Source organism: Coprococcus eutactus (genome assembly GCF_025149915.1).
Classification (GTDB): Bacteria; Bacillota; Clostridia; order Lachnospirales; family Lachnospiraceae; genus Coprococcus; species Coprococcus eutactus.
Genome location: NZ_CP102278.1, coordinates 1773689 through 1793406, shown reverse-complemented (window position 1 = coordinate 1793406; position 19718 = coordinate 1773689). Strand labels below are relative to the sequence as shown.

Sequence of the window (19718 nt, the reverse complement as noted above, 5' to 3'; positions counted from 1 at the left end):
AGGATATGAATGATGTACAAACCACAACCGGTTGACACAGATGATGTAATACTATCGGAGGACTTACTCGCATTAACAGAGCAGATAGCCTCAAATGTTCATGATGTATGGGCGGTAGGGCGAATATCAGAAGGCTGGACATTGGGCGAGATAAAGAATCTGGAGAAGAAGACAACTCCGTTGCTTGTGCCATACGAAGAACTGCCTGAGAGCGAGAAAATGTATGACAGGAATACAGCGCTTGAGACATTGAAGCTCATTGTTAAGCTGGGATACAAAATAACATGCGACAAGCAGTAATTACTTGTAGTGTATCTATAATACGCATATGTTAATTCAGATGCCGGGAGGATAACTAACTATCCTCTCGGCATTTTTTAAATTCCCCATAAGTATTGAATGAAAAGCGTACTGTAAAATACTAAACATAGAGGTGATACATACCTCTGAAGCATAAAGCTCGCAAAGTTGCAAAAACTACCGAAAATAAGTTGGAAAAGTTGCAAAAAGTTGCTATCATAGAGATAGAAAAGTTGAAAATGCAGTATGTGGTGTTAATTTCCCCGGGCTCTAACAACGCCAAAAAGGGAAAATAAAAATGATTCCTTGTTATATTGAGAACATTCCGCTTCCTGATGAATTGGATTTATCAATTGGAAGAATTCAGGCTATAAATTGTTTTGCTAGCGATGTAGTTCTGCCAGAGAAGTTACTAAAACTTACGGAGAGAATTGCCAAAAACGTACACGATGTCTTCGTTAAATCTAGAATTGAAGAAGGCTGGGTGTATGGGGAGTTTAGAGATGATATTAAAAAAAACAAATCCAACTCTAGTTCCGTATGATGAACTTCCTGAGAGCGAAAAGGAATATGACAGAAATACTGCCTTAGAGACTCTGAAGTTAATTGTAAAGTTGGGCTATGAGATAAAGAGTAATAGAGATTAGGTGTTTTTTATGAAGAAGGATGTTTTCATAAGTTATAGTTCTAAGGATTTTGATAAAGTAAATAGTGTGAAGAACATCCTCGAAATCAATGGAATTTCATGTTGGATGGCTCCACAATGTATCCCACCTGGATCAAGTTATGCAAAAGAAATACCAATGGCAATAAAAAATTGCAAGGTGTTTCTTTTAATGCTAACATCAAAATCGCAGGAATCTCAATGGGTGCCAAAAGAGGTTAGTCTCGCATTATCTGAAACCAAGTGTGTAATCCCGTTTGTAATTGAAGATTGCATTTTGACAGATATGTTTAATTTTTTCTTAACGGACGTACAAAGGTATTATGCATTTGAGCTACAATCTGATTCGCTTAGAGAACTAATTGAACGAATAAAATTTGAATGTAACAAGGAAAGTGAAACTGTAAGCTCCTTTAGTATTGATAAGATATCAGATATTGAGACGTGGTTAATTAGCAAAGAAAGAAATGCGCTAAATAGGGAATTTAGTATTTTTTTAACTAAATTGAAAAAGATGTACAAAGATAATCCAAATGCTGAAATGATTGAAACTTGGGTCGATAAGTATGCGGTAGAACAGTATACTATTAGGACAGTGATGGAATCACTTGATAAATGCTCTATTTATTTGACAGGAGTTGCTGAAACGAAAATACAGTTGGCAGTGATTTATATTCATTCTGGGGTTAAAAAATACATTAAAGATGCACGCAATCTTCTGAATTCTGCCATTAAGACGTATCTTAATCAATCTGTGTATGATGATGTGGCTTTTAAGAGAATTGTCTATTCAAAGTGGCTTATTGCCGTAACTTATAAGCAGGAAAGAAATTTTGGATATGCAAATGAACTTTGTGAAGATTTGATAGACTGCATAAACGATGAAAATCAAATATTTGAAGTTCCATATACAGATTCGTTGCTCTTGCCTCAGAGAGAATTAATAGTGATTAATAAAGAAGAGATAATGAGCGATTTTCTGCTAATTCATATGGATGATATTAGCATGAATCCCAAGGAACTCTTTTATACTCAAAGGCGTTTGTTAGAACTATATATTCTGAATAATGATTTTGAAAAGGCAAAAGGAATTCTTCCCGAACTCCTATCTTCGTTCGATAGGTGCAAAAGTTTTGTTGATGAAATATACCATGTAGGTTTATATCAGAATTTGTTTGAATATTATAGTTATGTAGGAGACAAACAATCAGCCGAAAAATACTATCGCATGGCATTAGAAAATGCTAAAAGAAACTATTGGAAGGGCAAGGAAAAGAAATTAGAAAATCTAAAACAAGTATTTGAGTGAGGGTGATTAATATGTTTGATATTAAAAGTGCAAAAGTTATATGGGATTATCATCATCTAGATCAAGATGTTGTGCCTGCTGATGGAATTATAGCTTTTGGAAGTCATGATCTTCATGTGGCCGAAAGGGCTGCAGAGCTTTATTTATCAGGTCATGGGAGATATATTATTTTTACAGGAGGGTTAGGTAGAATTACTCAAAAAATCTGGCATAAACCCGAAGCAAACAAATTTGCCGAGGTTGCCATTGAAAAAGGTGTTCCAAGAGATGTGATTTTTATAGAGAATGTATCCAGCAACACTGGTGAGAACATACAGTTCACAAAGAAAATGATTTCAGATGAAACTATTTCAATAGACAGTGTTATTGTGGTCGATAAACCTTTTAAGGAAAGACGATTATTTGCTACATTGAAGAAACAGTGGCCAGAACTTAATTTTTCTGTTACATCACCCAAATATTCATTCGAGGAATACCTGTCATACTATCAGGAATCGGAAGAATTGACGGTTGATGACTTTATCAATATTATGGTTGGAGATCTACAGCGTATAGATGTTTATGGTGATAATGGATTTCAGATAAAACAGGAGATCCCAGATACGGTGTGGGACGCGTTTCAAATACTGGTAAAAGAAGGATATGACAAACAATTAATAAAAGCTTAAATGTCGTTTTTGTAATTAAGGACTAAGGAGAGTGAGAATAAAATTATGCATAAAGGTGGTTGTTGGATTTTTCTTTCTGATTCGAGCCACGATATAGAGAAAGTTCGGATTGTTCGTAATGAATTTGAGCGTCTGGGTCACAATCCGCTTGCTTTTCACCTAAAGTGTCTATCGACAGCAACCGAAGAAGGAAGACACGAGTTGGATTCTTTGATTAAAAGAGAAATCGATGCAAGAGAGTGGTTTGTATTTTGTGAAAGTCCAGAAGCAGCTAAGTCACCATATGTTAGAGACGAGCAAGCTTATATCATTAATTCTGGGAAAGATAAAGTTTGGAAGATAGATATGACTGCCGATATAGATTCGATTTTGGATAAGGTGAGAAAAATATGTGCTGATATTGAGGTGTTTGTTTCTTACGCCAACCACGACAGGGATAAGATTCAGCCCCTGATAGAAGCGTTGGTGAGAAAAGACTTTTCAGTTTGGAATCCGGAGGACAACTTGAAACTCGGAGACAATAGCGCTTTCAAGAATGGAAAGCCACGTGGATGCAGACAGATATTTATGTATGGTCGAGAGATTGGTGAATGAACATCCGGAAATTGCAGTCTCTGAATCAGGCATCGTGCAAAGAATAATGGTATTCAGGAAAAATGGTTTGCCAAAGCCGAAACGTGACGAGGACTCCGAACAAGAGTATCGCAAATATAAAAATCAGATTGAAACAACATTAAACAGATACATGAGAAGTAAAGAATATGATACTTCATCATTACAGCAGGTTGTTGAATTGATTGAGAAAATGACATGTATGCCGGAACATGAGTTCTTCAAGAATACATATGCGATGGCGAAGTACTACTATGTTCTCAACATGTTATTCGGTAATGTTGGCCGTAAAGATTTGGCGTATCAGATGCTTCAGAAAGCAACCCAAATCGCAGATAATGACGATGATAAAGAGTCATTATATGCCGATATTTATTCGGATATGTGTGCATATGAGAGGAACTCTGAAAAAAAAGCACTTTATTCACGGAAAGCTTTGGAAATATATGAAAGTTTACAGGCAAACGGTCAAGATTATTCTCCAAACTCATATGCAATGACCCTTTATAATGCGAGCATCATTTCAATGGAACAGAGTGATTATGCAACAGCGCTGGAATATGTAAAAGAAGCATGTTATATATGGAAGAAATTATTGCAATCCACAACAGATGAGCAAGTTAATGCATATTTGACTGAAGCACAAAGATTGATCATGTTTTTAGAACGGAAGATAAAGTGAGTTATGCATAGGTATTCTTGATAGCATTTGTTATGATGTGGTACTGTTTGAAAAGGTCATTCAAGAATTCAGAAACATAGAGACCGTTTCAAGTTTTGTGTAAACGTTAAAAACTGATATAAGATTTGTGAATAGTTACAAATGGGCAGAGCCGATTTTCCGGATTCTGCCCATATCTGCATTATACAGTAGTTTTTAGGCATGTCAATAAAACCTGCCTAAAATTGACTGCTTTACAGGTTCCGTCCCGCCAGACGTTCTTCAAAATAAATTTCAAGCTGGGAATGGATCTGTCCCCAGTCCTGCCTGTGTCCGGTCCATTTTTTCGTGATATCCATGGTTGCCAGATACAGCATTTTCAAAAGGCTGTCATCCGACGGAAAAACCGTTTTGCTTTTGGTCACTTTCCGGAGCTGGCGGTTGAATCCTTCAATGGCATTTGTGGTATAAATCAGCCGTCTTACTGCCTCTGGATATTTGAAATAAGTGGACAGTGTTGCCCAGTTATCATGCCAGGATTTATAGATTTTCGGGTACTTGGAATCCCATTTATCCTTGAACAGTTCCAGTTCATTTAAAGCGGTTTCTTCCGTTGGAGCCGCATATACAAGCTTCAGATCAGCCATCAGTTTTTTGATATCTTTGTAAGAAACAAACTTCGTTGAATTACGGATCTGATGGATGATACACTGCTGAATCTCTGTTTTTGGATAAACAGCCTCGATTGCCTGTGGAAATCCATTTAAACCATCAACGCATGCAATCAGGATATCCTCAACGCCTCTGTTTTTTAATCCATTCATGATAGAAAGCCAGAACTTCGCACTTTCGTTTTCTCCAACATACATTCCAAGAACATCTTTTTTCCCATTCATATCGATACCAAGGGCAATGTAAACCGCACGTTTTACAATACGTCCTTCACTGCGGACGTGATAGTGGATTGCATCCATAAATACTACAGCATACACTTCTTCCAAAGGGCGTTCCTGCCATTCTTTTACAATCGGCAGGATTTTGTCTGTGATCCGGCTGATTGTGCTGTCAGAAATATCAATATCGTATAATTCACGCATGTGGGATTCAATGTCTCCAGTTGTCATTCCCTTGGCATACATGGAAAGTATTTTTTCTTCCATGTCCTGAGTTACGGTATTCTGATATTTTTTAATCAGCTGTGGTTCATAATCACCATTACGATCCCTTGGGATTGCCACATCCATATCTCCATAACTGGTGTGCATGGTTTTGCTGGAATGTCCATTTCTACTATTGTCTGTTTCTTTGTTTCGATAGTCGTACTTGGAATATCCTAATTCTTCATCCAGTTCTTCATCCAAAGCACCTTCCAAAATGACAGACATCATGTCACGCATGATACTGTTTACATCGGTGCCGTCTTTGATGCTGATATCATTATTCTTCAGATAATCACGCATCATTTCTCTCATTGCTGCTTTTTGTGGGCTGTCTTTTCTTCTTGCCATAAAAATAACCTCCAAACTGAGTAATTTTATCTTACATCAGTTTGGAGGTTTACACAAACTTTGGGATGCTCCCGAAACATAAGAATTGAAGAATCCCGATGTGGTTGAGATTATCAACTGCATCGGGATTTTTTATATTTTCCTCTGCTATCAAAGTAATTAGTGTCTGCTGATTAATAAAAAAACAGCTTGAAATCTCCTTTGCAATAACTCGGCTGGTGTCATATGAGCCTCCGGGAGCTGCATGATCTTTTCCTCCGGGTTCAAAGTCTACACCTTCATATAATCATCTCATAGGCCAGTCGATCTTCCATAAAACCTCCTTACTCGACACCCTCACGAAGAGTCTCATTGACCAAAACTATCGGAATTCCCAAATGCTCATATTCATCAAGCAGTTCATACATATCCCAATCTTTAAGAATTCCATAAAATGCCAGTACACGAATTAAATCCTTCGTAATCTCAAGTTCATCCATCTTAATCATCCTCTCTTTCTGATGTCATAATAAGTTTTGGATATATCTCAACACATTTGATGCTTTTGACATTGCCTTTATAACAGCTAATTGAAAAAGTTTCATACCCGAGTTTAATAAATCTTTTCACATCGTAATCATAGTCGATATGAACAACATCGTCGTCTTCATTGCAAAGATTTGCTTTTACCTTCAAGCAATAATCCTCATCCCATTTTTCATTACAAACTATTTCGCCATTTATTCTTACGTAACTATCTGAATCCTCTGTATAAGCCGAACACTTCTCGACCGTTAATCCGATTGCCTTAAAAAGGTCATATTTAATAATCACTTTGATTTTCTCCATAATTTTTTTCCTCCTTCTGTGATCTAACTGCTTTAAATAAATAATCCATCAGCAAATTGCCTTTACATCAGATAAGCACGGCACTATTCTGCCAAGCAAATCGATAACTTCCTTTTAATTATTTCCTCTGCTATCAAATCTGACCAATGCATATCAAAATCCTCCTTTAGAAATATTAGCTGTCTGATTGCTATGCCTAAGTTATATCACCATAGCAAAAGTTAAATCCGATAGGGAAAATATTTCAAGACTCGCTCCTGCGAGTCTTGGCGCGCAATTTGGGTTTGCGAAAGCAAACATTTACTTCTCCGAATCGCTGCGCGGTTTGCGTTGCGGATTTTCCCCCCTGCTTTTTCTCTCAAATGATGTGATTAACTATCTATAGAACAAAGATGACATCAAACCAATAATGGCAAAATTTGATAGGAGAAAAAGGTATGGATGAGACGAAGAAACTTGAAGATGTGGTAGGTATGCGTTTTGCATCACAAGAGTTTTTTGAAAGGTTAAAAAATGGCTTGCAGGATGAGAAACTCAAGGATTGGACTTATGCCGAACTTTACTTTGTACTTCAACGCGATACGAAATATAAGATCATAAATCGTGTTGGCTATTCAAACTGGGAAGATGTTTTTCAGAATGTTGTGAGCGCAGTAATCAGGCAGCTATCGTCATTTATATTGAATCCGAAAAGTTTGATTGAAGCGAATAGACAAGCCTGGCTTAACACTATTGTAAGAGGGGAATCTGTATCATGGACAGTGAAGAATATAGATTGGCATGTATCTTTAGAACAACTATATGAGGAAGGCGAGCTGTCGCATGAACTTATCAAGTCTGTTCGTGAATCGAACATAGAAGAAAATCCTGAAGCAATCTATATGGATAGAGAAATTAGCATTGAATTTCAGAATAAGTTAAAGGAATTATATTCGCTCAACAGCTCTCCTGAGAGGCTTATCAGTTACACATATTCAAAGTTGATTATTCCGCAGTGGATGGGGAACGGATATAGCGGAAAGCCGAGTGAGACTAGGAAATATCTGAATGGGAAAAGGCTGGATGAGATATTTGAATACATGGTGATTGATCTGAAGGCAGCGATGCACGCAAATATTCCGATGCAAGTTTTTTTGCCACTTATCAAAAAGTTGGATGCGATAGACAATGACGGTTGCTCAAAAGGAAAATGCAGATTCACGTTGTCTGTTAAACAGATTACACAAGCAACTAATAGAATAAGTGAGAAGGCCTGCATGATTTTCAGCGAAAACGGAGAATCAAATGAGCCTTCAAGATGAAAGCTGCTATAGCCAAGAGATTAAGGGAGGCAGAAACATATACTGCAAGTGAGATACAAAATCTTATGGATCTGCCTCTCTAAAAAAAATTACAGCTGTGCGATAATTTTCAGGTTTACACGGATTTACCTTATGTAGGCTATGAAAAAGAGGCAGAGCAAAAATTTCAAAGGAGTGATGCACATGAAGACAGTAGAAGATTTGTTAATGCAGATGGAGGAGCACAGTAGCTATAGAATAGATATTCATCCGCCAGCAGATGCCAAGGCTATATCGGAAATGAAGAAAAACTATCCGTTTGTTCCTTCGCAGGTTCTTGATTTCTACAGAGTTACAGACGGTGTCGAGATTGGTGTGCCGGGAACAGAGGTTTATCCTGTGAGGAAGGTACTGCGCTATACGGATGGAAGCGCGGCATCTTCACGGTGGCTGGAAATTGGAGCTATGTCATTCGGAGATCCGATTGTTGTTACAGCAGATGGCAAGATTGCTTTGCTTGATCATGAAAATGGCTACACAGTTCAGCTTGAGTGGGATTCATTGGTGGATTTTCTTGCCGATGAACTTTCGGCTCTTGATTAGGGGGTGTTCCTATGACAAGAGAAGAAAAGCTTCAGTTGATCAGAGATCGTCAGAAAGCTGTGAGAGATGCATGGAGTAGAGAAAAGACGCTTGTTTGTCAGGGAAAGGGTACCGTGAACTGGAATAGTGAACAGCAGAGAGAACTTATGGAAAAAGGACGGGTATCCGGCTACGAGGGGCAGCATATGAAATCGGTCTCACAATATCCTGAATATGCTTCGTCAGCCGATAATATCCAATTTCTGACACATGAGGATCATTTAGCGGCGCATAACATGGGAAATGTCAATGAGCAGAACGGTTATCACTCGGTTACCAACGGCTACTATGATCCAGAAACACATGAGATGCACTCATTTGGGAACAACCCACCTCATGCTCCGGAGGCGCACGAGTTGTCAAATCCATGCTATAAGGGAGCAGAAAACAGCTACAGCCAGCCGAATGGGAATGAGCAGAATCGTGAATATTCCAAGTTAGCTTCAAATGCTGAATATTCACATGAAAGTAATGTCGGCAAGAATATGAGTAATGGATATGCAATGTGGAGGTGATAATGATGTATGGACAAAGTGTGAGGAGAATTTTAGGTACAAGTGGTCTGCAAGAGTCGCCTACATACGACGATCCGCTTATTAAGATTTCGGGGATTGGAATTGCTGATACAGGACCTACCGGATTCGCGAATATGGAGTTTACCGCCGATCATCTGGTGAAAGGTACAGCTCTGATAGGCGCAACAGGTTCCGGAAAGAGCTATTGCCTTTCCAAGATGATCAAGGATCTGCGGTACAACATGATAGAAGACTATTCCATGATCATCATCCAGGCAAAGAATGATTTCAACAGTTTGATGAAACCCGGTGATTTGGTCATAGAACAGGGAGTGAACTCAAATAGAAGTGTGAGGTGGAGCATATTCCGGGATATCCTCAGTGATGGCTATGACAAGAATATGATTGAGCTCAATACACGCGAATTTGTAGCTCATCTCTTTGCAGATAAGAAGGACTCTAAGGAGCAGTTCTTTGTGCAAGGAGCGAGAGAACTCATGTTTTGCGTAATCATTTCATATATCAAGCGGGGCTTGAACAACCTACATGCGAGAAAACAGTGGTCAAACAGGGCATTAAGAGATTTCTTCCTGCAGTTTGATGAACATTCTTATATGCGTTTGATCGAGGATTGTGGAGAATCGGGGGTATTAAACATGATTCTTGGCAACAGAGGAAACGGCGACAATCTCCAGGCGTTAGGTGTCTTTGGAGAACTGGTCACGACCGCTTTGCAGACCTTGATTGATGTTTTTGCCGACGACGGGGATTTCTCGATTCGGGAGTTTGTAAGAGCGAAGGATAAGAAGGCGCTGTTTATTAACTATGATATGGCGTATAAGGCATCCCAGGTTCCGATTTATGGTTCTCTGGTAAATCTTATGCTGAAGGAAGTACTTTCCCAGAACAACAATGCCGGAAAAACCATACTGATATGTGATGAGCTCGTGACGATGGGGAAGACAGATATCGCACAGGCTGTGAATCTCGGGCGTGCCAAAGGATTGATGGTCATCGTCGGACTTCAAAGTATTGAGCAGCTCAAATCAATATACGGGGAACACGATGCGATTGCAATGCTTGCCGGTATGTGTAATAAGCTGTATTTCAGAGCAAACGATCCGACCACGAGAAATTACATTAAGGAAGATTTTGGAAAGACAACAAGAGAATATATGGTTCTTTCGCCGGGTGGATGCATGAGCGAGCGCAGAGAAGGTTACATTATAGAGGATGCAGACTTCAATCGGCTTGGCTTAGGTCAATGTTATGTGAAAAATGCAGACGGTATAACATATCTGCTTCAGATTGATTGAGAGGTGGTTGAAATGGCAAACCTGTTATCAACGTTATTTGCTAGTAATGAGATGTATTTGTCGAAACATGTTTCAGGCTTAAATAAGAGGCAGACGTTTCCTGTAAGGAACAGAATACCTATGCGTGAGTTTTTGAATGGAGTGAGCCGTGATTCTATTTTGGTTTCCGGCGGCACGGATGAGGAACGAAGCGTGTTCCTTACAGGCATCGTCCGTGCTTTCCCGGGGTGCACGGTAATGTTGCATAATGGAAATCCGTACATGACAGTTGAGAGACTGCGGCATTATGGCATTAACGCTGAAAACTGGCACGATAACATTTATGAGGGAATGACAAAGGCACAGATGATATCTCTTCTGACTGAAAACGAAAAAGATGATGACCTTTCCTTCTTCTTTTCGTTTGCGCTTGAGGTTTGTGAAGTGCTTGGAAAACCACTTACGCTTGCAAGTTTAAGTCAGATCGATTGGCTGGGTATTGGCTGGCAGGAGGAATTGCTTTCCGTCCGGGGACAGAGAGAGCGTGCGATGGATCTTCTCAGCAGATATGACAGGCATATGGCGGCCAGCTCCGTCCGTGGCATGTGTAGGATAGAACGATTGACACGCAGCCATGGGAATGCCAATGGAACTTCTGTTGATTCGGGACTGCAAAATGGACGGGTAGTTGTCAAGGCTGTCTATGGAAGTCAGTCGGCCATCACAAAGCAATGTCTGGCCATCGTTCAGGAAAAAGCAGAGGAAGGTCAGAACTTCACACTGGTTTTGGATGATGTGTATGTAGATGCACCGATTATCAGGGACAACTTCCGAAATGTCCGACTCATATTGAGCGGAGCAGACATTACGCAATACGCGGACAACATGAGGCTGACAAACCGTGTATGTTCGGTTGTGGCATTTAACCATGCGGCATATGGCAGCGCAAGGGCAATCTCTGAATACTACTTCGGTGAGTATGACCGACTCTACAGTGATATCAGCACAGGGAACAGCAGGTCATTTTTATCGCCTACGACGCACAATAAAAATGTGACGGTAAGGCAAAGCCGTGATATCAGATTGAAGCCTGAGAACTTAACGGCGATACCCGTAGGTGTTGCCTTTGTGAAGTTATGCAATGGCGTTGAAGGATATCTGGACATGAGATAGGAGGATGAGACACATGATGAAGCGAGAGGTTATTCGTATATTAGTTGCAGCTGGAATCGGAGTTATTGTTGCACTTGTTTGGGCGTACAGGTCTGATTCTGTATGTTGGGAAATGTTGTTGCTTCCGTTTTACTTTGTGGGCACGTTTTATGCGGGAAGTGTACTGTTTAAATTGATCGGTGGGGTGCTGAAGACATATTTTTCCGGGCAGTTTACAAGTCTGCTGATGAACCCACTGTGGGGAACCATCGTGTGTCTCTTATTCCTTGTGCTGGGACTTGGCGCTGTGCTTGCATTTGCCTGGTTGTATGGAATCGGGAGGTGTATTTATTCGATTGTAGTAGCCCATCAGCTTGATAAGCAATGTGGGGATACACAGACGGATTTGTACTGGTTGGAATAATAAGATAAAGATTTCTAATTACGAAACGTTATAAAAAACAAGATGATGAAGGAGGCGCATTTTTTATGAACAAAGTACAAGAATCCATTGAAAAAAATATTGAAAAATTAAATATTGACGCGAAGGCAAAGACTGCCTTGTATCAGATTCAGACGATTGCCAGATCGGATGCTGCATATTGCAAGCAGCTTGTTCCAAATTTGCTGCTGGTGAGTCCGTCCGGTGCAGGCACAACGGAGTACGGGAAAGTATACAGCCGGATTATAGATGAGAATCATATCTATGATATTCGGGGATTGAGTACTTTCCTTGAACTGGATTTTCCATGTGATGATTCACCGCGCGAGTACAATCTGTTTTTCTCGTCGCCACGTGTGGCGGCTTCAACGCAGAATAATTTTTATGGCACATTTTTGTTGTCTTTCTCACGTTTTGAGGGCAGGGATTTGTTTACCAATCCGTACTTTGGTACTCTGCTTGAGTTTGTAGAACAGAACAGGGATAACATGCACTTTATATTCCACGTGTTGCCGGAGTTTACGGAGAAAGAGAAGCTGGAGATGTCGCTGAACCGTATACTTCACATGGTAAGGGTTGAGTTCGATCATCCGGATTTGGAGATGTCAGTTGATTATGTGTGGAAGAAACTTGCGGACGTGGATATCTCACTTCCGGATACCTACAAGAAGAAATTCAAGGCGGCACTGTCAGAGTGGCGGGAGCAGACGGAGTTCGACGGATATAGTTCATTGGAACTGATTGCCAAGCGGATTCAGTATGAACTGTTTCTGGTCGGAATCGGAAATGTAGATGTGGAATGTTTTGAAAGGGCAATCAGCAGCGCACTTCCGGATATCAAGGTATCTGAGGGGAACAGCGTTGGATTTTGTATTAGTGGAGGTGGAAGATAATGGTCAATGCGACACATGTTACGGAGAAAGTCCGTTTTGAATCGGAAGAGGAAATCAAGGACAGATATACAGAGGTGAATTTTGAGTCGGGCGATGTTATGGGAGCCGGCGTGCCGATTATCAGCACCGGAAGGACTGCATATGTAGACGATTCGGAGGCTTCAACATTTGTTGTGGGTGCTTCGGGCAGCGGCAAAACTCGTAAGATCCTGATGCCGTATACTCTTTCCTGCATACGGAAAAATGAGAACCTGGTTATTCACGATCCGAAAGGTGAGATTAACAGATACATGTACAGAGAACTTGAGAAGAAAGGATATGAGGTCATTGTGCTTGACTACAGAAGACCTCTTCGTGGAGATAGATATAACCCGCTTGAATATCCATCTAAGATCTATAAGGAAGGAAATACATCAAGAGCGGCAGAGATGTTTCAGGCATTTAGTGAGACAATGTTTTCTGATCGTAAGAGCGAGAAAGACAGGTTCTGGGATCTCACTGCTGCTTCATATATGACGGGATTATCCTTACTTCAGGCAGAGTTGCTCCCTGAAAAGGAGTGTACCATCAATCATCTGTATGACCTTCACATACAAGGCGATGGGAAATATGGGAGATCGAAGTACATAAAAGAGTACTATAATCGCCCGGGTGCTAAGGATGCGCCGTCATACAAGCTGGCGGCTCCTGCGATTAACGCTCCGAGTGACACACAGGGTGGTTTATATTCGGTATATACATCTTGTCTTACACCGTTCGTTTTGAACGAGGATATTATCGACGCAACCGCAAACAGTACGTTTGATGTGAGAGACCTCGTGGAGAAGAAGTGCGCGGTATTTATCATCACCAAGGACGAGGGCAGCGTATACAACAAGCTTATTTCTGCGACCATAGATCAGATGTATGAGAGATTGATTGATATAGCGGAAGAGGAGTATGACGGCAGATTGCCGAGGAGAATCAACTTCATACTTGATGAATTCGGTAACCTTGCAGCGATAAACAATATGTCCGGGAAGATTACAGCCGGCAGAAGCCGTAATATTCGCTGGCTGATTGTTTGTCAGAGCATGGATCAGTTGAGACTTTTGTATGAGAATAAAGGGGCATCGATTATCTTTGGAAACTGCGCAAATCTGGTGTATTTGTATTCGACTGACATTATGCTGCTGCAAAGAATATCGGCTATGTGCGGCTTGTATTCCGATGAACTGACCGGTGCAAAACACCCGTTGATGTCAATGGATCACTTGAGGTATCTGAATAAGGACAAGGGGGAGGTCTTGCTGCTTCTTGAACGGGCTCGCCCATTTGTCGGATATTTACCGGATATATCTGCGTATCCGGTGTCGCCGACGCAGCATGTCAATGTCTGTGAGAGGGAGAGACAGACTTTGAATCCGATAGATTTTCAGGAGATTGTTAACAAACAGAAACGTGAGTTGATGGAAAAAAAGATGGCGGAGGAAAACGGTAAGTCGAAATCTGACGAGGTTCTGCCATTTGGATGTGAACCGGGTGAAATGGAACTGTCAGTTGTCGATTTGAACAAGGACGAGATGAATGGCAGAGAAAAGAAAGGTACACCTATTATTCCGCCTGAAGATATTGACAGGATGATAGCTGAGATTGACCGCAAAATTGCACAGTTGGAAGAGGAAGAGCGTTTAGAAAATGATCAGAAGATGAAGCGGTTGAATTTCAACGGAGTCATGCAGGATGAAAAAGGAAATCGTTTTATCAGGTTCAGGGACGGACACATAGAAACACCAAAGACCGTTGAAGAAATGGAAAAGGCTATCGACAGGCGGATTGCTGAGATAGAGTTGGACAAACGTATAGAAAAGAAAAGGGAGCAGATTCACAAGAAAAGCAATAGCAAAGGAAAGAATGCTAATAGTAGGAAGAACAAGCATGAGCTGAAGGACGATGACAGTGGTGACAGTGAGAAGTCATAGAGTTTATAAGTGTGCTTTTCCCCAAAAAAAATTATCGCTGAAGCTGTGATATTGTAGGCTTAGGCAAAAGATTTGTCCGCACATGCGACAAAATCGGAAGGCTTGTAGATATGCATAATAGAAAACAATTCAAAGGAGGACGCGTTATGGACAAGAATTATCATGTTAGTGGGAGTCAGATGGACGGAGAGTCATTTAAACAGAAGGATGACGATCAGAGTGAGAAGGATGAAAAGAGTGAGAAGGGTGAGAAATCTTTCCATACTTTTATCAGCTTTGAAGGATGTGGACATGTAATTTTTGCAACGGATGATGTATTTACATCAAATGCAGATGTCGGCGTCGATGCTTGGATCTGGGATAAGTTGTATGCGGCATAAAGCTTGAAGAGACCATTGGTAGTAAGAATGGGTTTAGAAGAGCGGCATCCTTACGAGACGCTAGACTCCGTAGGGGTGTTGCCCAACCCCATAATTTGTAAAAAGATAATAACGTGCGCGCGCTGAAGGACGATGACGGAGAAATACATAAGTATTCCCCTAAAAAAACCAGCGATGAAGTTGTGATATTGTAGGTTTAAGCGAAAGATTTGTCTGCACATGCGACAAAATCGGAAAGCTTGCAGATATACATAATAGAAAACAATTCAAAGGAGGACACACGCTTATGGATTGTGATATTCATTATGACAGCAAAGATCTCGATGCAACAAAGGTTGATGCCGATTTTTACGGGAAGGATTTTGCCGATGAATTGGCTGACATTGCAAGTCTCATCGACGGCATTCTTAACATTGTGGTTATTAAGCATTGCATGCCGGGGGACTGGGAGGAGACATCTACAACATTTAAGGATGTACTGATTAGCTTGATGAGCAATCGGGAAGGGACAGATATAGAGAGCTTTGCAAAGATTTTCGGACTTAACGAGTAGAGGGAGGAATTGGTTATGTTATGTGATATTCATTATGATGCTGACAACAAGGAAGCAACAAAAATTGAGGTCGAGCTTGACGGTAGCAACCTCGGAAGCCAGATTGCGGAAATGGCAAGCATTGTCGAGGAGATGATTAGTGTTGCTGTTGAGAACCATGTCATCCCGGAGGACAGGGAGAATGTGGCAATGTTGATGAAAGCAACCTTGATTCATTTGCTGGACTATCATGAAGACGCAAATTTTGATACCTTTATGGAAGCTATAAAGTCGGCTAAATTGGATTAGGTAAATGCAAGTCGCCGGCTCAAATGAGTGCCGGCGGCGGAGATAAGGGAGGATGTGAAGACATGATCGAAAACGGAGAGATCATCTAGCTGGAGGACGAGAAGGAATTCATCTGGATCGGCAAAGTGGAGGATGCGGGGAAGACATACTTGTTGCTGATGAGCAATTTCAAGCCTTTGGAGATCAGAATCGCAAGGGTATGCGGAGAGGATTCGCTTGAGATTATAAATAACCTGGCAGAAAAACAACATGTGCTTGGGCTGTTTGGTGCCATTTAAGAGAATGAGTAGGCGGAAGTAGGAATTCGACATGACACCATAGTTGGTGCGGGAAATGACAAAGGAGGGTGATTACTATGTGTAGTAGTAGTGTGGTAAGATTGCGTGGCGAGCACGTTGATTTATGTACATTCAGGCGTGACACTGAGGCGATTTTAAAGTATACGGAATGGGTAAACAATCCTGACTTCAATTGCTTTATCGGCAAGAATAATGCGGTCGCCGGCTACGAAGAGGAAGAGAAATGGGCGAAAAGCGAGCGCGGCTTTATATTCAATATCACGGATAAGGATGGACTGTTGCTGGGGAACGCCACAATTAAGCAGCATAACAGAAACGCTTTTCTCGGCATCCTCATTGGGGAGTCAGAGCATTGGAACAAAGGGTATGGCACGGAGACAATCAAGCTGATGCTTGAATATTGTTTCGATGAGTTGAACTGTCACCGAGTGGGACTGACGCTCAACTCGGAGAATTCACGGGCTAAACATTGCTATGAAAAGGCTGGGCTTAAGGAATGTGGGCGAGATCATGAGTCACTGTGGAGTCACGGACACTGGCAGGACTTGGTTCGTATGGAAATCCTGGAGCAGGATTTCCGGCGGTTGTGTGTGCGTAGAAGCAACGAAGAGGCAACATTGGCCGAAGTGATTGCGGAGTCATTTATGCATTCGGACGGTAAGGATTTCGCAATAGAGGATTATTTGGATGATATGCCTGCTGTAAGAGCATCCGTTGACGAGATTCTTGACTGCATTGGTTCTTACGATGGCATATTGGATTTGTATGTTAAGCTGTTTACTGATTTTGCTTCGCTTCTTAACGACAATGAAAAGAATATGCTGAAGAGGAAATATGAACAGAATTTTGATCTGCCGCTTCCGTGTCGGGCTACTGATGAGGTTAGCGATATGTCGGAAGATACAGAAGAATCAGAACAAACAAAGGCTGATAGAGCCAAGCTGTATGAGATGCTGTTGAAAGCACCATTTGAATGATATATTCATGGAGGCGCACAGCATAAATCAGTCCATTGTCATAAAGAGTGGCAGTAGATACAGATGTCTATTATGAGGAGGGTGAAGCAGTATGAAATACGTATGTGTGTATGATCCGGATATGTCAGAGTATATGTACTTGAGTACAGACAAACAATACCAAAACCTTATCGGAGACGGTACACTTCGTGGGTTCCGATATGCTTTTCGGTCTGTCATCACAATCGAGGAAAGCGAGAAGCATGCGGTTACCATGTCTGTATGGGAGATTGATGCGGCAGCAGAGGAAGCACTCGATAAATTTGCAAGAGTTCCGGATATATACATAAAGAAACCGGTTAATGCCTACTGCGAGGGCGAACTGATTGACGCAATCGTATACGTCTTGAATCCGGAAAAGTGTGATATACCGTATGAACTGCCGCAGGATCCTGGGTGTCTTTTTAATAGCTTTTCCCTTGCCGATAAAGCCGTATCAAATCAAATCTCCGAGGCGTTTGATTATACATGGGAAAAGATAAGGGCGTCAGAAACGGAAGAAGAAAGAGCGGCAAGGCCGAAGCTCTTTGAAATGAAGTTGAATAAGGAACCGTTTCGCAAGATTCAATCCGGGAAAAAGACAATCGAACTGAGGCTCTTCGATGAAAAGCGTTCGCAGATCAGGGAAGGAGATGCAATACATTTCTTTATGGTTGGTGAGCCGGATCAGAAGCTTTTGGTTGAGGTTTTGAAGATTCACAGATTTCCTTCGTTTAAGGAATTATATGAGAATCTTCCGTTGTCCAAGTGTGGGTATGAGTCGGATGATCGTGCCGCAGCTGATTACCGGGATATGCTGGCATATTACTCTGAGGAAGAAGAAAAGAAGTATGGTGTGGTCGGAATTGAGTTCAGGTTGGTGGCGGATTTTGTTAAAAGGAGAGAGCTCCTGTCTTGGTTGAACGATAACAAAGAGAAAGATTCATGAGAATGGGAAAGGACTGATTCATGTTGGACAGCTTGCGGACAATCGAGAGAGTTATATACAAAAATCCTACCATCGACAAGGATAGCTATCCGGCATTGGATAACTGTGAGACGGAACTCTTAGAGATTGACAGCCTGACTTTTGATTATGGCGTGGGTAATCTGTGTTCTGTCTATGTCAGAGAGTTTGAAGATTCTTGGTTTGTCGACGTTTATTATTTCAGATGCAACGATGACAATGGAATCGACAGGAAGCATTTTGTGATTGCTCCGGGATATCAGATGTCGGAGGAAGACGAGTGATATGAGTGAGGATTGGAGGAATGAATGATGCTGTACATAAAGAAAGTAAGACTGAAAGATAAGTCAACGCTCAGCAAATCTTTATATGTAATATTGCATATTTTGGTGGGCGGATTTGTTGGATTTTGGTATTTTTTCTGGCTTTCACTATTCACCAGCGTGCCGTCATCGCTGTATGATGATTCACCTGTCTGGCTGTTTGGTTGCATGGTATTAGTCTGTTCGATTGGAGTAGCAGTTACATTTTCTGCTCGAAGGACTTGTGGTAATGTGGTCTGTAATATAGCGGCAGGCTGTGGGCTATATGTAATTTTTCAACTTGGCTGTTATTCTGTCGCTACTCTGATTGCGATAATGGTTGCGGCTGCTATTTGCTCCGGTGTTGGAATCGTAAGGATTTGCCTTAGACATACCGAAGCAAGGACTGTGAGCAGGCAAAGATTGGCGATGGCGCGAAGAATTCGCGTCAGGGATCTTATTAGACGGAATGCTTGTATTGCCTGTGGAGTTTGTGCAATCCTGATTCCGCTTGCAGTGGGTCACACAGATTGGATGAAATTGTATGAAATCTATTGCAATCAAATGAATCAATCAATGGGAAGCAATGCTGATTTTGATTATGCGGCGACAAATTACTATGAAGATCATGGTATTGAAAAAAACTTTGATACAATCAAACAGATTTACGATAATGATGAGTGGCAAAGTCTTACTACTGAGCAGAAAAAAGAAACAGTGCAAGCAATCTTTGATTGTGAATGTAAGTATCTTGGCGTAAAAACCGTGTCCCTTGAGTTTTCGGATAATCTTCCCAGCTCTCTGTATTACGAGGTTAGGGCTCAGTATGACTCGAATAATAGAAAGGTAACGATAAAAGATGGACTTCTTGATTACGATAATGATGAGGTTTTCATGGTGATTGCTGAGGAAGTCTACCATGCATATGAGCACGACATGATGGAACTTTATTCACAAACGCTGACAGAGTCGCAGAAGTCCTTATGGTGTTTTAAAGATGTGGAGTCATGGATAAAGAATGATGAATCGTATGTGATAGGCGGCAAGTCAAGCTATGAAGCATATGAATCGCAACCCATTGAAGCGGCGGCAAAGGAATACGCGACTTATTCATGGGTTTCGTACATGCAAAATATAGGGGATGTTGTAGACGTATGCTATACCGATGAAAATTCTGATTGAACTCATGCGACATTTTGCCGGA

Annotated in this window: 25 protein-coding genes and 1 pseudogene; 22 read left to right on the top strand and 4 right to left on the bottom strand. The window is 41.2% G+C overall.

The annotated features are described in order from the left end of the window. Window positions 1-9: 9 nt before the first annotated feature. The 7 genes from NQ536_RS07770 (at window position 10) to NQ536_RS07745 (ending at window position 4235) form a co-directional block, all read left to right on the top strand. Complete coding sequence (locus NQ536_RS07770; protein WP_004854008.1) at window positions 10-300, top strand: RyR domain-containing protein; 291 nt, start codon at window positions 10-12, stop codon at window positions 298-300. Window positions 301-598: 298 nt separating this feature from the next. After that, window positions 599-844: a RyR domain-containing protein gene (locus NQ536_RS14015; protein WP_004854010.1), complete on the top strand. Its 246-nt coding sequence runs from the start codon at window positions 599-601 to the stop codon at window positions 842-844. After that, window positions 789-947 (top strand): RyR domain-containing protein, encoded by a 159-nt coding sequence (locus NQ536_RS07765; RefSeq protein ID WP_243135049.1) that lies wholly within the window; start codon window positions 789-791, stop codon window positions 945-947. Before NQ536_RS14015 ends, NQ536_RS07765 begins: the two co-directional genes overlap by 56 nt. Window positions 948-956: 9 nt before the next feature. Then, window positions 957-2273: a toll/interleukin-1 receptor domain-containing protein gene (locus NQ536_RS07760; RefSeq protein ID WP_004854014.1), complete on the top strand. Its 1317-nt coding sequence runs from the start codon at window positions 957-959 to the stop codon at window positions 2271-2273. An 11-nt stretch (window positions 2274-2284) separates the two neighbouring features. Beyond that, window positions 2285-2941 (top strand): YdcF family protein, encoded by a 657-nt coding sequence (locus tag NQ536_RS07755; protein WP_004854015.1) that lies wholly within the window; start codon window positions 2285-2287, stop codon window positions 2939-2941. A 45-nt stretch (window positions 2942-2986) separates the two neighbouring features. After that, window positions 2987-3535, top strand: a complete 549-nt coding sequence (locus tag NQ536_RS07750) for a TIR domain-containing protein (RefSeq protein WP_004854017.1) — start codon at window positions 2987-2989, stop codon at window positions 3533-3535. After that, window positions 3513-4235, top strand: a complete 723-nt coding sequence (locus NQ536_RS07745) for a hypothetical protein (RefSeq protein WP_004854021.1) — start codon at window positions 3513-3515, stop codon at window positions 4233-4235. Before NQ536_RS07750 ends, NQ536_RS07745 begins: the two co-directional genes overlap by 23 nt. Window positions 4236-4468: 233 nt before the next feature. Here the strand turns inward: NQ536_RS07745 and NQ536_RS07740 are convergent, their stop codons facing one another. From NQ536_RS07740 to NQ536_RS07725, 4 genes and pseudogenes are all read right to left on the bottom strand, one after another. Then, window positions 4469-5686, bottom strand: a complete 1218-nt coding sequence (locus NQ536_RS07740; protein ID WP_167530854.1) for an IS256 family transposase — start codon at window positions 5684-5686, stop codon at window positions 4469-4471. Window positions 5687-5771: 85 nt separating this feature from the next. Continuing rightward, a pseudogene (locus NQ536_RS13940) lies at window positions 5772-5963 on the bottom strand (hypothetical protein); the annotation flags it as partial. A gap of 82 nt (window positions 5964-6045) precedes the next feature. Next, complete coding sequence (locus NQ536_RS07730) at window positions 6046-6210, bottom strand: hypothetical protein (protein ID WP_004854025.1); 165 nt, start codon at window positions 6208-6210, stop codon at window positions 6046-6048. Then, entirely contained in the window at window positions 6203-6550 is a 348-nt protein-coding gene (locus tag NQ536_RS07725; RefSeq protein ID WP_004854027.1) for a hypothetical protein, read from the bottom strand. The genes NQ536_RS07730 and NQ536_RS07725 overlap by 8 nt, the downstream gene beginning before the upstream one ends. A gap of 437 nt (window positions 6551-6987) precedes the next feature. On the opposite strand from NQ536_RS07725, the gene NQ536_RS07720 reads away from it, so the two are divergent. From NQ536_RS07720 to NQ536_RS07650, 15 genes are all read left to right on the top strand, one after another. Next, window positions 6988-7851, top strand: a complete 864-nt coding sequence (locus NQ536_RS07720; protein ID WP_004854028.1) for a hypothetical protein — start codon at window positions 6988-6990, stop codon at window positions 7849-7851. Between the two features lie 183 nt (window positions 7852-8034). Continuing rightward, entirely contained in the window at window positions 8035-8433 is a 399-nt protein-coding gene (locus NQ536_RS07715; protein WP_044998407.1) for an SMI1/KNR4 family protein, read from the top strand. An 11-nt stretch (window positions 8434-8444) separates the two neighbouring features. Beyond that, the gene (locus NQ536_RS07710) at window positions 8445-8987 is read left to right on the top strand and encodes a hypothetical protein (protein ID WP_004854032.1); all 543 of its coding nucleotides are present in this window, start codon (window positions 8445-8447) and stop codon (window positions 8985-8987) included. Between the two features lie 2 nt (window positions 8988-8989). Beyond that, the gene (locus NQ536_RS07705) at window positions 8990-10303 is read left to right on the top strand and encodes a type IV secretory system conjugative DNA transfer family protein (RefSeq protein ID WP_004854034.1); all 1314 of its coding nucleotides are present in this window, start codon (window positions 8990-8992) and stop codon (window positions 10301-10303) included. Window positions 10304-10423: 120 nt separating this feature from the next. Then, entirely contained in the window at window positions 10424-11455 is a 1032-nt protein-coding gene (locus NQ536_RS07700) for a hypothetical protein (RefSeq protein WP_187116346.1), read from the top strand. A gap of 13 nt (window positions 11456-11468) precedes the next feature. Next, on the top strand, window positions 11469-11858 hold the full coding sequence (locus tag NQ536_RS07695; RefSeq protein ID WP_044998408.1) for a hypothetical protein: 390 nt from the start codon (window positions 11469-11471) through the stop codon (window positions 11856-11858). Window positions 11859-11923: 65 nt separating this feature from the next. Beyond that, window positions 11924-12769, top strand: a complete 846-nt coding sequence (locus NQ536_RS07690; RefSeq protein ID WP_004854040.1) for a hypothetical protein — start codon at window positions 11924-11926, stop codon at window positions 12767-12769. Then, window positions 12769-14730, top strand: a complete 1962-nt coding sequence (locus NQ536_RS07685) for a type IV secretory system conjugative DNA transfer family protein (RefSeq protein ID WP_004854042.1) — start codon at window positions 12769-12771, stop codon at window positions 14728-14730. The genes NQ536_RS07690 and NQ536_RS07685 overlap by 1 nt, the downstream gene beginning before the upstream one ends. Window positions 14731-14876: 146 nt before the next feature. Continuing rightward, window positions 14877-15110 (top strand): hypothetical protein, encoded by a 234-nt coding sequence (locus NQ536_RS07680; protein WP_044998409.1) that lies wholly within the window; start codon window positions 14877-14879, stop codon window positions 15108-15110. A gap of 286 nt (window positions 15111-15396) precedes the next feature. Further along, window positions 15397-15663 carry a hypothetical protein gene (locus tag NQ536_RS07675; RefSeq protein ID WP_004854046.1) on the top strand — a complete coding sequence of 89 codons (267 nt, stop codon included), beginning with the start codon at window positions 15397-15399 and terminating at the stop codon, window positions 15661-15663. Window positions 15664-15678: 15 nt separating this feature from the next. Beyond that, window positions 15679-15951: a hypothetical protein gene (locus NQ536_RS07670; protein WP_004854047.1), complete on the top strand. Its 273-nt coding sequence runs from the start codon at window positions 15679-15681 to the stop codon at window positions 15949-15951. A 355-nt stretch (window positions 15952-16306) separates the two neighbouring features. Further along, window positions 16307-17227, top strand: coding sequence for a GNAT family N-acetyltransferase (locus NQ536_RS07665; RefSeq protein WP_004854051.1), 921 nt, complete (start codon window positions 16307-16309; stop codon window positions 17225-17227). Between the two features lie 91 nt (window positions 17228-17318). Then, window positions 17319-18194, top strand: a complete 876-nt coding sequence (locus tag NQ536_RS07660) for an ASCH domain-containing protein (RefSeq protein ID WP_004854052.1) — start codon at window positions 17319-17321, stop codon at window positions 18192-18194. 20 nt (window positions 18195-18214) lie between these two features. Beyond that, a complete protein-coding gene (locus NQ536_RS07655) occupies window positions 18215-18496 on the top strand; it encodes a hypothetical protein (RefSeq protein ID WP_004854055.1) in 282 nt (93 codons plus the stop codon). A gap of 24 nt (window positions 18497-18520) precedes the next feature. Next, window positions 18521-19696, top strand: a complete 1176-nt coding sequence (locus NQ536_RS07650) for a hypothetical protein (protein WP_004854057.1) — start codon at window positions 18521-18523, stop codon at window positions 19694-19696. Window positions 19697-19718 lie beyond the last annotated feature (22 nt).